General features: G+C 68.3%; 13 protein-coding genes. 5 read left to right on the top strand and 8 right to left on the bottom strand.

The window, feature by feature from the left end:
• Positions 1-165 precede the first annotated feature (165 nt).
• From P12x_RS28735 to larC, 4 genes are all read right to left on the bottom strand, one after another.
• Complete coding sequence (locus P12x_RS28735; protein WP_435008541.1) at positions 166-2,202, bottom strand: redoxin domain-containing protein; 2,037 nt, start codon at positions 2,200-2,202, stop codon at positions 166-168.
• Between the two features lie 103 nt (positions 2,203-2,305).
• Positions 2,306-2,788 carry a hypothetical protein gene (locus tag P12x_RS28730; protein ID WP_435008540.1) on the bottom strand — a complete coding sequence of 161 codons (483 nt, stop codon included), beginning with the start codon at positions 2,786-2,788 and terminating at the stop codon, positions 2,306-2,308.
• Positions 2,781-3,470, bottom strand: coding sequence for a hypothetical protein (locus tag P12x_RS28725; protein WP_435008539.1), 690 nt, complete (start codon positions 3,468-3,470; stop codon positions 2,781-2,783). The genes P12x_RS28730 and P12x_RS28725 overlap by 8 nt, the downstream gene beginning before the upstream one ends.
• A 36-nt stretch (positions 3,471-3,506) precedes the next feature.
• Positions 3,507-4,823 carry a nickel pincer cofactor biosynthesis protein LarC gene (larC, locus tag P12x_RS28720; protein WP_435008538.1) on the bottom strand — a complete coding sequence of 439 codons (1,317 nt, stop codon included), beginning with the start codon at positions 4,821-4,823 and terminating at the stop codon, positions 3,507-3,509.
• A gap of 147 nt (positions 4,824-4,970) precedes the next feature.
• On the opposite strand from larC, the gene P12x_RS28715 reads away from it, so the two are divergent.
• Complete coding sequence (locus P12x_RS28715; RefSeq protein ID WP_435008537.1) at positions 4,971-5,198, top strand: hypothetical protein; 228 nt, start codon at positions 4,971-4,973, stop codon at positions 5,196-5,198.
• The gene (locus tag P12x_RS28710; RefSeq protein WP_435008536.1) at positions 5,195-5,581 is read left to right on the top strand and encodes an aspartyl protease family protein; all 387 of its coding nucleotides are present in this window, start codon (positions 5,195-5,197) and stop codon (positions 5,579-5,581) included. The genes P12x_RS28715 and P12x_RS28710 overlap by 4 nt, the downstream gene beginning before the upstream one ends.
• A 12-nt stretch (positions 5,582-5,593) precedes the next feature.
• On the opposite strand, the gene P12x_RS28705 is transcribed toward P12x_RS28710, so the two are convergent.
• The 3 genes from P12x_RS28705 to P12x_RS28695 all read right to left on the bottom strand — a co-directional run bounded on the left by P12x_RS28705 (position 5,594) and on the right by P12x_RS28695 (position 7,258).
• Positions 5,594-6,187 (bottom strand): chalcone isomerase family protein, encoded by a 594-nt coding sequence (locus tag P12x_RS28705; protein WP_435008535.1) that lies wholly within the window; start codon positions 6,185-6,187, stop codon positions 5,594-5,596.
• Positions 6,188-6,296: 109 nt separating this feature from the next.
• Positions 6,297-6,671 carry an FKBP-type peptidyl-prolyl cis-trans isomerase gene (locus P12x_RS28700; protein WP_435011744.1) on the bottom strand — a complete coding sequence of 125 codons (375 nt, stop codon included), beginning with the start codon at positions 6,669-6,671 and terminating at the stop codon, positions 6,297-6,299.
• Between the two features lie 140 nt (positions 6,672-6,811).
• Entirely contained in the window at positions 6,812-7,258 is a 447-nt protein-coding gene (locus tag P12x_RS28695) for a hypothetical protein (RefSeq protein WP_435008534.1), read from the bottom strand.
• Between the two features lie 225 nt (positions 7,259-7,483).
• Here P12x_RS28695 and P12x_RS28690 point away from each other — a divergent pair, with 225 nt between their 5' ends.
• Positions 7,484-7,699, top strand: a complete 216-nt coding sequence (locus P12x_RS28690) for a hypothetical protein (RefSeq protein WP_435008533.1) — start codon at positions 7,484-7,486, stop codon at positions 7,697-7,699.
• A 16-nt stretch (positions 7,700-7,715) separates the two neighbouring features.
• On the opposite strand, the gene P12x_RS28685 is transcribed toward P12x_RS28690, so the two are convergent.
• Complete coding sequence (locus P12x_RS28685; protein WP_435008532.1) at positions 7,716-10,139, bottom strand: protein kinase domain-containing protein; 2,424 nt, start codon at positions 10,137-10,139, stop codon at positions 7,716-7,718.
• Positions 10,140-10,420: 281 nt separating this feature from the next.
• Here P12x_RS28685 and ypfJ point away from each other — a divergent pair, with 281 nt between their 5' ends.
• Together ypfJ and P12x_RS28675 are read left to right on the top strand one after the other, a co-directional pair.
• The gene (gene ypfJ / locus P12x_RS28680) at positions 10,421-11,299 is read left to right on the top strand and encodes a KPN_02809 family neutral zinc metallopeptidase (protein ID WP_435008530.1); all 879 of its coding nucleotides are present in this window, start codon (positions 10,421-10,423) and stop codon (positions 11,297-11,299) included.
• A gap of 214 nt (positions 11,300-11,513) precedes the next feature.
• Entirely contained in the window at positions 11,514-12,716 is a 1,203-nt protein-coding gene (locus tag P12x_RS28675) for a glycosyltransferase (RefSeq protein ID WP_435008529.1), read from the top strand.
• Positions 12,717-12,874: the final 158 nt, after the last annotated feature.

Raw genomic sequence — 12,874 nt, 5'->3', positions numbered from 1 at the left:
GATTCAGCGGCCATCCTCGGGAGGAGTTTCATCCCGCCGATGCCTCTCACGACCGTGTTTGACGGTCCGCGTGACCCGCGCCGCCACGCAATAGAGTGCGGTAGCCCTAACAATGAGGCATAGGACTCGGGGGCAACGGGCGGGGGCTCTCCGAGGCGTCGCCGGTCAGGGGGCCTCGCCGACCGTGAGCACGCTGTTGTTGAAGAAGCCGGCCTGCCGCCAGTTGGCGGGATCGTGGCGATAGTTCTTGCCGTCCTGGACATATTTGTATTCGTAACGGCCGGGCGGCAGGGGGATCGTCGTCGAGAAGAGGCCCTCGGGGCCGGGCTCGTCGAGCTTCTGGGCGGGGGAGAAGTCCTTGTTGAAGGTGGCCGCCAGGTGGACCGTCCTGGTCCCTGCGGGGGGGCGGTGGCGGAAGGTCACGTCGAAGTTGCCGTCACCCCGAGCGACCGCCGAGGGGGCGGGGTCGCCCAGGTCCTGGTAGCCGAGCGCCACGTCCATGTAGCCGATCATCATCTCGTCGTTGGTCTGCTCGCCGAAGGTGACGACCCTCGAAGGGTCGGGATTGTTCGGGTTGTCGGCCGAGTTGTCGAACCGGGCCAGGCAACGGATCACGGTCCCCTCGGGCATGGGCTTGGGATCTTCGAGGACATAGGCGTTCTGCCAGTCGAATTCATACCGGGGGACGTCGAGGAGGACCTCGGCCCGGCCGTCGGGATACGCGGCCTCGAAGCGGAACGACTTGCCCCGGAGGTGCATGTGGGGCATGAGCGCGTAGAGGATGTAGTCCTGGTTGAACCGGTGCTCGGCCGCGACCGGGTAGTCGGCGGCTCCTGGGGGGATCCGGAATTCGTAATTGATCGCGCTGGCCGAGGTCATCCGTTTCCGGATGGTCGACCGGTCGGCGAAGGTCAGCCCGATCCGGCTCCGGTCCGTCTGCGGTGTCCCCCGAGGGGTGTAATGGGCCTCCACCAGCAACTTCGACCCGGCCGGGATGACCTTGGCTGTCCCTGGGGGGAGGATTCGCGGGGGCATCCCCGGCGAGTAGGCCGCGAGGAATTGGTTGTCGAGCGGGTTCCTCGCCCCTTCTCCGGGCGGGAGGACATAGACGACCAGGTGATGCACGACCGACGGGTTCCCCGGCCGGACCTGGGAGGCGTTGACCCAGGTGTCGCGGTCGAGCTTCGGGTCGATCTCGAATCGCTGATAGGGCAGGACGCCGGTGGCGGGGATCTCGACGACCCTCGGCAATTCGAGGACGAGGTCGGGCTCGGGGATTTGCCAGCCGTCGGGGCCGGGGGGCGAGGGAGTCGGCCCGGTCGGCTCGCCCTGGGGGGCACCATCCCGGGCCCAGTCGACGATCGCGGCCTTCTCTCCTTTGGTCAGGCGGGCCTCGTTGCGGAACTTCCCGTGATCCGGGCTGGCGTGCCAGGGGGGCATCCGGCCCTCGCGGACGACCTCGGCGATCGTGTCGGCCCAGCCGACGGCCTCCTCGTAGGAGGTCAGCGCGAACGGGGCGATCTCGCCTTCGCGATGGCAGGCCACGCAGCGGTCGCGCAAGACTTGAGCCACCTGCCCGGAGTAGGTCACCGGGCCGTCCCCCGGCGGACGCATCCGCCCGATCCGGCACCCGGCGGCCGGAGCCGATGGGACCGAGACCTCGCGACCGTCCAGCAACTCCCCGAGCGCGATCGCGAGATCCCGACGCGTCGGCGAGGCCCGGTGCGAGCCCGGGGCGAACTGGTCGTCGATCCGGCCCTGATATCGAATCATCCGACGCTCGTCGAGCACGACGACCTCCGGGGTCCGCTCGACGCCCAGGCGATCGGCCAGCGAGTTGCCGGCGTCCTTGAGGAACGGGAACGGGAGCTTGTTGGCCTCCGAGAACCGGCCCATCGCCGTCGGTCCGTCCTGCCGATTGGAGTCGACGGCGAAGAACGCCACCCCACGCCCCTCGAACTCGCGAGAGAGGTCGGCGAGCGTCGGGGCATAGCGATTGGCGACCGGGCAATCGACCCCCAGGAACGCCAGGACGATCCGCTTGCCGGCCGGGACGTCCTCCGACGAGTGCCAGGCCCCCCGGAAGTCCTGGAGTCGGAACGCGACCTCGGCGGGGGCCTCGCCCCGCGACTCGGCCGCCATCCCCATCGCCGCGAGGCACAGCCCGAGAAACGTCAGGGTCCATCGGCCCGGATGGAGCATGGCAGGTAGGCCTCGTCGAGTTGCCGATTCATCGCCGTCTCACCACGAGCTACTACGATAGTCGTAGCTGGGAGGGGAGATGATGTCAAGACGGGGCTTCGGCCTAGGCTTCGATCATCGGCTCGTCGAAGTCGTCCAGCTCGGCCCCTCGCGGGAGGGCGAGGAAGCCCAGGCCCAGGGCGGCGATCCAGAAGGGGGCGAGGGCCTGGAGGCGGGGGTCGATCAGCCAACCGTAGGCGAAGCCGAGCGGGATGGCCAGCCCGGCGATGCTGGCCGTGCCGACGCGGGCCTTGAAGAAGTTGGCGGCCCTCCGGGACGGGTCGCGGAGGGCGTCCCGGCCCGAGCCGACCCGGAGGAGCACGTAGGAGGCGACGCCCAGGACCATCAAGGCCCCCATCAAGGCCCGCTGGGTCCGCTCCAGGCCCCAGGGGAGGGCCGCGTCGGGGTTGTGGCGGCCGAGGATCCAGCCGCTGGCGGCGATCCCGGCCCCGACGACGACCAGGACGTTGAGCACGGCCGACCGGGTCCGCGCCAGGCAGGCCAGGGTCGCCGGTTTGCGGGAGATTCCGGCCTCGGGCTCAAGCATCGGGCCGGGCCTCGGTGGCGGGGAGCTGGCGGCGGAGTCCCAGGATCAGCTCGACCTGCCCGATCGGGTGGCCGGTCTCGCTCGCGATCGACTGGGGCGACATCCCGGCGTCGGCCATCGCCCAGACGTCCCCGAACCGGCGGTCGAACTCGGCCGCCGCTTCCCGAGCCTGACCCGGGGGCGCCGCGAGGTTCGGCACCGAGATCAAGGTCGGCCCGTTTGAAATTGCCGAGGTTCCCCGATCGACCCTCCGCCCGGATCGAGGGGCGGCCGCGAGGGCGGCCTCGACTTTCTCCAGTCGCGTTTCGAGGACCCGATGCCGACCGGAGAGGTCGTCGAGTCTCCTGGTCAGCTCGTCGCGGGCGTTGGTCATCGGGCCTCGGGGTCTGGCTGCGGTAACCGGGATCGTGCCTTTTCCGACCCCCTCTCCCCCCGGGAGAGGGTTGGGGTGAGGGCTTTCCGCATCACCTTCCATCCCCCAATTCGCCTCATTGGCGACGTTTGGGCGGTCGGAGAGGACCCTCACCCCGGCCCTCTCCCGGGGGGGGAGGGGGGCAGAGAAGCCCGATCGATCGCGGGTCAAGGCGCGGACCTGCCGCCAGAGCACGAAGCTGAGGGCCGACAGGACGGCCAGGCCCGTGCCCAGGATCGCGAACAGGGTCGTCAGCAGAGCCCAGGACATGGCCCGATCCCTTCCGTGGTCGATCGATCGCCCCGCTCACTTCGCGTCGGTCGATGGCCCGTGCGAGTGGTCGTGATCGTGGTGATGATGGTCGCCGTGATCATGGCTGTGGCCATGATCATGACTATGGCTGTGGCTATGTTCCTGCTTGGCCGGGCTCGGGGCGGTCGCCGGGGCGACGGGCCGGGCCTGGGCATAGGCGGCGTGGGCGGCGTTGTAGACGTCGCGGAGGGGGACTCCCCGATCGCGGGCGACCCGGGCGCAGTCCTCGTATTCGGGGCTGAAGGTGGGCGGTCGGCCTTCGAGCCAGCCGAGCTTCCCCTTGACCGTGCCGAAGGGGGTCTCGACCTCGGCGGCCTGCCGCTTGAGCTTGTGGCGGCCGACCTCGTAGCGGCGGACGCCCAGGGTGGTGGTCTCCCGGAAGAGGATCTCTTCCATGGTCGGGATCTGCGATCGGTCGCAGAGGACGGTGATCATCACGCCCGGCCGGTTCTTCTTCATCTGAATCGGCGTGAGGAAGGCGTCGAGCGCCCCGGCTCCCATCAGGAGGGTCGTGGTGTGGCCGACGACCTCGCCGGGGAGGTCGTCGAGGTTGGTCTCCAGGACCCAGACCCGATCCGACGTGGCGGGGGTGTCGATCTCGCCGACGAACAGGCGGAGGAGGTTGGCCTGGCCGGGCAGGTCCCTGGTCCCGGCCCCCAGTCCGATCGTGCCGATGGTCATCGCCGGGAGCGGCCCGAAGGACTCGGCCACGGTGGTCACGATCGCCGCTCCGGTGGGAGTGGTCAGCTCCATCTCGACGGTCGACTCGGCCAGCGGGACCCCCTTGAGCAGCTCGGCCGTGGCCGGGGCGGGCAGCGACATCTTGCCGTGGGCGGCCTTGACCCACCCCTTGCCGGGGGGGACGGGGCTGGCCTCGAACCGCTCGACCCCCAGCAGGTCGAGCCCGACGGCCGACCCCACGATGTCGACGATCGAATCGGCCGCGCCGACCTCGTGGAAGTGGATCTTGGCCAGGTCCATCCCGTGGACGGTGGCCTCGGCCTCGCCCAGCTTCCGGAAGATCTGCTTGGCGAGCTCGGCCTGCCGAGGGGTGATCGCGGCCTTGTCGATCATCGCCTCGATGTGGTGGAGGTGGCGATGCGCGTGCTCGGGCTGGCAGACGACCCTGGCGTAGTTCGCTCGGAACTCGCCCCGGCGGACGGTCTCGAAGGTCAGCTCGACCGGCAGGCCGAGGCTCGAGACCGCCGACTGGATCGCCCGGGGGTCGACCCCGGCATCGGCCAGGGCCCCCAGCGTCATGTCGCCGGAGATCCCGCTGAAGCAGTCGAAATATCCGATGCGCACGCCCATCCACCCTTTCGATCGCGAGGAGTCCCGTGACGGACCGGCCTTATTCTAGCCGGGACCCCCCGCCGCACAAGGGCGGATCGGGCTTCGTTGACAGGAGGACAGTGGGGGCGGAAGATGGAACGGGCGAATTCAGGAAGGGAGGTCCGCATGGGCGAGATGCTGACGATCGAGGAAATCGAGGCTCGATACGCCCCCTACTGGGTGCTCATCGGGGAGCCCGAGATCGATGAGGGGCAGAGGCTCCTGGGGGGCGTGGTCCTCCAGACCAGCACCGATAGCGACGAACTCTACCGAAAAGCGACGGAGCTGGGACTCGACAAGATTGCCGTCCGCTACCTGGGGACCTGGCCCGATGACATGGCGCTGGTGCTGTGACCGAGCGGGCGTTTCAGCAGCATAAGGGGCCGATCCTCGTTGAAGTCCAGCTGACGGGGCCGTCGGGAAGCACGTCGCTCGACCTCGTCCTCGATACCGGGGCAACCACGAGTCTGATCAAACGCTCGGCCCTGATCTACCTCGGCTTCGATCCCGATCAATCCACCCGCCGCGTCCAGATGACGACCGGGAGCGCGGTCGAGACCGTTCCCGTCGTGGTGCTGACCCGGCTCAGCGCGCTGGGCCAGCACAGGTTCGGGTTTCCGGTGATCGCCCACGCCCTGCCCAGTAACGCTTTGGTGGATGGGCTGCTCGGGCTGGACTTCCTGCGGGGCCTGGAGTTGACCATCGACTTCCGGGCGGGACGCATCCGCCTGGCCTGATCCCGTCCGGCGTTAACGGACGAGCCGCGAGGTCAGGCCGGTCTGGATCGCCACGCCCAGGTTCTTCCGGCCGAGGTAGACGTCCCAGACGGCTCGCGAGAAGGCGACGTTCCGAATCATGACCTCCGGGGCCCCGACCACCTGGCAACTCAGCCCGACGCCGGGGATCGCCGTCAGGCGGACCTGGTCCCCCGGCTTGACCGGGTGCTTGCCCATGTAATAGGCCAGGGCGTCGAGTTCCTTGGAGAAGGCGGGGGCCGGGTGGTTCATCCCGATCGAGTCGCGGAACGAGGCGGCCATGGTCGATCCGTCGATGGCCCGCTCGAACGAGAGGACCAGTTGCTTGGCGGCCGTCGTGCCGGCCAGGTCGCCCGGACTCCGGACGGCGGCCTTCTCCTGGACATAACTGGCGATCGAGTAGACGCTCAGGGTCCATCGGGTCCGCATCGCCGTGCCGGTCAGGACCATCCGGACCGGCTTGCCTCCGCACTGGGCGGTGATGCTGGTGGGATACTTCGTGCTGCCGACCACCACATCCCGATCTGCGGCCATCGAGGGGGTCGAGAGCCCGAGCAGGACAATCGCCAGGCATCCTTTTCCTTGCATCGCCATTCACCTCCGGTGAAGGTCGGGGGACTCGGCCGGTCCGTTCCGGCAGATCGGGGGGTCGATAGGACCTCGTTTCCTTGTCATCGACCCCGGACCGTCCCCAGGATCAGTGAATTTTCAGGAGCTCGACCTCGAAGTCGAGCGTGGCGTTGGGGGGAATCGCCGGGGGAGCCCCCTTGGGGCCGTACCCTTCCTCCGGGGGGATGACCAAACGTCGCACCCCCCCGGCCTTCATCCCCACCAGCCCCGATTCCCACCCCTTGATGACCATCCCCTGCCCCACCCCCAGCGTGATCGGCTGACCCCGGGACTTCGAACTGTCGAAGGTCGAGCCGTCGGACAGCTTGCCGACGTAGTGGACCTCGACCGAATCCCCCTTCTTGACGGCCGGGCCGGTGCCGACCTTCAGGTCGGTGACCTGCGTGACCTTGGGCCGCAAGGCGGCGATCCCGACCGCGATCAGGGCGATCAGGATCAGCATCGCGCCCAGGGTCAGGCGAAACCTGCGAGGCTTGTCCATGGAGAATGATCCGGTTCGGGCTGTTCGAAGTATCGAGGGCTGCGTCCTGAGTAAACGGACGGGGCCGTTGAAACTTAGAAACTTTTACAAGGGTCTGGCCATCAGTCGCTCCCCTCGGTTCGAGCCGCCTGGCCAGCGCGATCCGACCGGATCGCGGCAGCCAGGAGCCTCAGTCGGAGGCCCAGGCCCGAGAGGATCGGGATGCCGAACAAGCCGAGCGCCAGCTCGGGATACCGGATCGGGCTGATGATGACCAGGCCATATCGGGCCACTCGGCCGATCAAGGCGTGAGAGGCCCAGATCAACTCGCCGAGCGAGACCAGGACCACGCCCAGCAACAACGAGAGAATCAACGCGGATCGACCCGGGCCGCGCCCGACCAGGACGAAGCCGAGGAGGGCCCAGGCCAGCAGCATGATCACCGGGACGGCCGGGAGGACGTCCGGGAGTTTAGCGACGCCCAGCTCCACCAGGCGGAAGAGCGGAGTCACGCACGCGAAGGCCACGGCAAAGGCGAGGACCAGCTTGGCCAGTCGCGCCGTCGTCAACCGAAAGGGTCGCTAACCCGGCTCGTTCATCTAGCGACCTCTCGCGACGGGTCTCAGCGTGATGCGGGATCGCTCATGAATATCGTCGGTCCCGACTCAGGAGGCAAGTGCATGGATTTGGCCGGCGGCCGGAGCGGCACATGGATTGCAACGTTCACCCCATCGGCCGAGGACGCGACGCGACCCGCCGCCGGCCGGGGATCACCGAGGAAGGAAGATCATCCGATGCCAGACAAACCCATGGAACACAAGCTCGTCGAGGCGATGGAAGGCCACGAGCCGGCCGAGAACCCGGCCGAAGAGGGGACCCCGAAGCCGGGCTCGACGCCTCGCGAGGTCGCCGAGCAGGCCCGGATGAAGCACGACGCCCGCCAGGTCGACCGGACCCGCGAGCAACGCCTGATCGACGTCGGGCGTGCCGAGGACACCAACGGTCGTTAAGTCGATGAGGCGGGCCTCAAGGCCCGATCCTCCGGAATGACGAGAGCAGGTCTTCCACGACCTCGGCCCGGGGTGGCTCGGCCATCCTCGGGACGTCGAGCCGCAGGCCGTTCGCTTCCAGCCGGGCGATCGGGCCATCCGGGGCCCGGGCTCCGACCGCAGGCTTGCCGGGCCGGAAGCCCAGCTCCAGGGCCAGTCGCTGGATGGGCTCGGACCTGAGGAACTTGAGGAAGGCGCCCGCCGCGTCCTGGTGGCGGCGGTCGCTCCAGGGGGCGTCGAGGATGTAGTAGGGGTGGTCGTTCCAGAGGTTCGGGTCGGGGTAGACCACCTGCAACTCGCCCCAGCTTTGCCTGGCGGCCTTCATGTAGTCGATCGCCAGGTTTTCGTAGAGGACCAGGCCGTCGTAGCCCGAGGGGCCTCGGAGGATCATCTCCTGCATCAAGGTGCCGGTGCTGGAGGTCAGGCTGGTCCCGTGCCGGGTCACGCCCCGCTCGAATGCCTGGAACGCCAGCTGGAAGTCGGTCCGGCTGATGTCGGCCAGGGTGAGCCCCCGGGCCTTGCCGGTGAATTCGCAGGCCATCAACACCAGCGTCATCAGGCCGCTGTTGGACCGGGCCGGATGGGTGTGGGCGAACCGGAAGAGGCCCCACTCGGGCTTCCCGGCGATCGTGCCCCAGCCGCCGGGCTCGCTCATGGCCTCGCCGAGGGTCCGGAAGTCGACCTTGCCATAGTGCTTGAGGAAGGCCTCGTAGCGTTCCTTCCAGAAGACGAAGACCAACGGGGACAGGACCAACTCCTCGGCCTCGAGGATCGGCGGGGAGTCGCCGGGTCGACGGACTTCCCACTCGCGTTCGAAGACCGAACGATAGGCGGTGCTGGCCGGCGACCAGGCGTGGATCGGCAGCGGGCCGGGCCCGTTCAGGATGTCGTCGGCCCCCTGGATCGAGCCCCGGCCGATCAGGTTGATCGTGATCCCCCGGCCTTCGGGGGCCGACAGGAAGTCGTGGCGGGCGGCCTCCAGCCAGTTCTTCTTCTCGGTCCCGTGGAGGATGTTGATCGTGACGGGAGACCCGCCCGCGACCGGCGTGGTCGTCCGGGGCCGGATCGGCGGGAAGTCGGGAGGGATTCGCGCATCGCCCGGGAGTCGGCCGACGATCAGGATCGGGGTCAGCGAGCCGATGGCCGCCGCCAGGGCGAAGAGGCAGGCCAGGGCCAGGAGCCGCGGCCCCTGCCGGAGCGACGCCACCAGGCCCGTCGAGGCCCAGCCCGGGGCGGCCGATTTGTCGGGAGACCTGGGGCCGGAGAGGACGGGCGTCGTTGAGATGGGCGGATCCGAGCCCTCGGGCGGGGGCGACATCAGGCGGAGGCGGAGGGTCCCGGCGTTGAACTGGACCACGGCGATCGCCCGGCATCGGGTGCAGGTGATCCGCCGGCCGGCATGATCGGGGACGACCGGCAGGAGTCCCCCGCAGGCCGGGCAGGGGACGCGCCCGGGTTCCCCCGCAGAGGCCGAGGCCAGCGGGACCGGCCGGGGCGGCGGCTCGCCGGGGATCGGCGCGGGGATGTCGGCGAGGATCTCGCGGGCCATCGACGAGCAGTCCTCGAACCGGTCGCGGGGGCCCTTGGAGAGCCCCCGGAGCACGGCCTCGGAGAGCCGGGCGGGCACGTCCTGGAGCAGGACCCCCGGCGCCGGGGGCTCGACCTTGGTCTGGTTGACCATCGTGGCCGAGGGGGTCGGGCCCTCCATCACGTTCCAGCCGATCAGCGACTCGTGGACCGAGAGCGCCAGCGCGTACTGGTCGGCCCGGCCGTCGCAGGGCTGGCCCATGACCAGCTCGGGGGCCACGTAGTTGGGCGTGCCCAGCAGGTAGCCCGGGGTGGTCAGGGCGCTCTTCCCCTTCCAGGCGTCGTCGTCGGCCCCCAGGATCTTGACCACCCCGAAGTCGCCCAGGAACGCATTCCCGTGGCGATCGAAGAGGATGTTGGCCGGCTTGACGTCGCGGTGGACATGCCCCTGCGCGTGGAGGAAGTCGAGCGCCTTGGCCACGTCCATCAGCCAGCCGTGCAGGAGGCCCGGCGCCATCGGGCGGGGCTCGCCGTCCGGCCCGGGTTCGAGCCGATCCTTCAGGCTCCCCCCGGCCAGGTACGGCATCACCAGGAAGGGGATCCCGTCGTCCTCGCCCGCGTCGATCACCTTGACGATGTGCGGGTGCGAGAGCCGGATCAGCGATCGCGATTCCCGATGGAACCGCGCCAGGAACGCCGAGGCGTCGGGCGAGCCCTCCGGGGCGATCGGGAACTTGATCACCACCTCGGTTTCCAGGTTGCAATCGTGCGCGCGGTAGACCTGACCCATGGTCCCCTCGGCCACTCGTGCGGTGAGCCGATAACGACCGTTGGCGAGTTCCGTCCCCACTCGGTCTCGGATTTGCTGGGTCAAGCGAGGGGATCCACGGGGTCCTGGGAGCCCGGCCGGATTGGCCCGAAAAAAGCAATGGGACTGATCCGTGCTAGTATGGGGCCGAATTCCCCGCGCGGATAGTAAAGAGTCCATGAAATCGGGCGGGACTGGCCCATTTCTCGACCCGCTGACCGTTGAGTTGAATTTGCCGGTATGATCCGGTGCAATGGTGGATCAGGCGAGGTGGTCGAGGATCGTGCTCCTCTCTCGCGGATCACCCATGGCCCGGCCTCCCCGCCATCCATCCTGGGACTCCCCACATGCGCTGGAATGATCGCGAAGAGAGCGAGAACGTCGAGGATCGTCGGGGGATGGGCCGCCAGGCCGGCATGGCCATCGGTGGGGGCGGATTGCTCCTGGCCCTGGTCCTGGTGGTCCTGGGCGTCGACCCGGGGCAGGCCCTCCGGCTCGTGGCCAACGCCCCCCAGCCCGGCCAGGCCAACCCGGGGCCGGGGGGCGGGCCCAACCGCCCGGTCGACCCCGAGGAGGAAGAGCAGGCCAAATTCACCAAGGTCATCTTTCACGATACCGAGGTCATCTGGGGCGAACTCTTCCAGAAGATGCGCAGGACGTATGAAGACCCGACCCTGGTCCTCTTCGATGGCGTGGTGGAGTCGGCCTGCGGCCAGGCGGATGCCGCCGTCGGGCCGTTCTACTGCCCGGGCGATCGCCGGGTCTACATCGACCTCTCCTTCTACCGGGACATGCAGAAAAAGCTGAATGCGCCCGGCGAGTTCGCCAGGGCCTACGTGGTGGCCCACGAGGTCGGACACCACGTCCAGAATCTCCTGGGCTACTCGCAGAGGGCCGACGAGGCCCGCCGGTCGGGCGACAAGCTCGCGGCCAACCGGGCCTCGGTCCGGCTCGAACTCCAGGCCGACTACCTGGCCGGGGTCTGGGCCTATCACGGCCAGAAGCAATTCAACTTCCTCGACGAAGGGGACCTCGACAGCGCCCTCAACGCCGCCTTCGAAATCGGAGACGATCGGCTCCAGAAGCAGTCGCGCGGCTACGTCGTGCCCGACTCCTTCACCCACGGGACCTCCAAGCAGCGCATGAGATGGTTCAGCCAGGGCTTCAAGACCGGCGACGTCGACGCCGCCCGCAAGGCCTTCGAACTGGATTACGACGACCTCTGAGTCCTGGAAGGACTGGAGGACTCGGGCTCCCTGCTAGCCAGTAGGGTGGAGTCGAGCGGAGCGAGGCCCACCACGCCGCACCTGGTGGGCCTCGCTCCGCTCGACGCCACCCTACGATTCAGCCCGAAGGATCAGGAATGCGTGTATTCTTGATGAGTCCTGAGTCCTGAGTCCTGAGTCCTGAGTCCCGAGTCCCGCCCCGATGGATGAATGAATGACCCCGACCCAGCGGACCATCCTCGGGATTTATGCGGCCCTGATCGCGATCTGGCCGATCCGCCATCTTGTCCTGAGTTGGGCGTTCCCGAAGCTCGACTACCTGGGCCCGGATTCGGGCCGGTTCGAGGCCCCCGACCCTCCCCTGGTCTCGGCGATCATCCCGGCCAAGGATGAAGAGGCCACGATCGCCGAGTGCCTGGCCTCGGTCCAGGCTCAGTCGTACCCGAACCTCGAAATCCTGATCGTCGACGACCGGAGCACCGACCGGACCGCCGAGATCGTCCGATCCCTGGCCGAGGCCGACCCCCGGGTCCGCCTGATCTCGATCGAGGACCTCCCGCCCGGCTGGACCGGCAAGACTCACGGGCTTCACGTGGCCTCCGGGCGGGCCCTGGGGGAGTGGTTCTGGTTCCTCGACGCCGATACCCGGCACGAGCCCGATAGCCTGGCGATTGTCCTGGAATACGCCCGGTCTCACGACGCGGCGATGGCCAGCCTCCTGCCCGAGATGCGCTGCGAAAGCTTCTGGGAGTCGGTCGCGCAGCCGCTGCTCGGGGTGGTCCTGATGCAGTCCTATCCCCTGTTCTGGGCGAATGATCCGTCGAAGAAGCTGGCCTTCGCCAATGGCCAGTATATCCTGATCCGACGCGACGCCTACGAGGCGGCCGGCGGCCACGAAGGGGTCCGCGACAAGTTCGTCGAGGACATTTATCTGGCAAAGGCCGTCAAGTCGCTCGGCTACTCTTCGAGGACGGCGATCGCTCACGGGATCGGCTCGACCCGGATGTACACATCGCTCCCGCAATTCATCCGGGGCTGGAGCCGGATCCTCTACGACGCCCTGGGCCGGAACCCCTGGCGACTCCTGATCCAGGGGCTCGACCCCCTCTTCTTCAGCCAGACGGCCCACGTCGCCCTGGTGGCAAGCCTGGTGATGCTGGCGACCGGTCGACCGGCCGGAATGTTCCCGATCTGGCTACTCGGGATGAGCGTCATCCATCACCTTCTCGCTTATACCTGCCTGAAACGTCTTTACGTCCTGTCCGTTCCCAGGACCCGGCACGTTGCCTGGTACCCCCTGGCGGGCCTGGTCCTGGACGTCATCCTGTACCGGGCCATCCGGATGTGCCTCACCGGCCAGGTCACCTGGAGAGGGACCGCGTACCGGGAAGAAGCCTCGCCCGCGTCCCGGACGTGAGCGGGGATCGGGCGTTGTCAGAGATCAACGCATCCCCGCCATTTATGCCTGCACGAAGGTTGGGGTGGGCCTAACTCGGCGGGATGGCGGAGCCGTAGTTCGTCCCGGGCATCATCGTCGTTTGATGAAATGGGGGCGGGGTTGCCGCTCTCAAGGAG

The sequence above is a fragment of the Tundrisphaera lichenicola genome (genome assembly GCF_051175385.1).
Lineage (GTDB): Bacteria > Planctomycetota > Planctomycetia > Isosphaerales > Isosphaeraceae > Tundrisphaera > Tundrisphaera lichenicola.
Note: the sequence above shows the minus strand (reverse complement) of the source record. Positions and strands in the feature narration are given on the sequence as shown.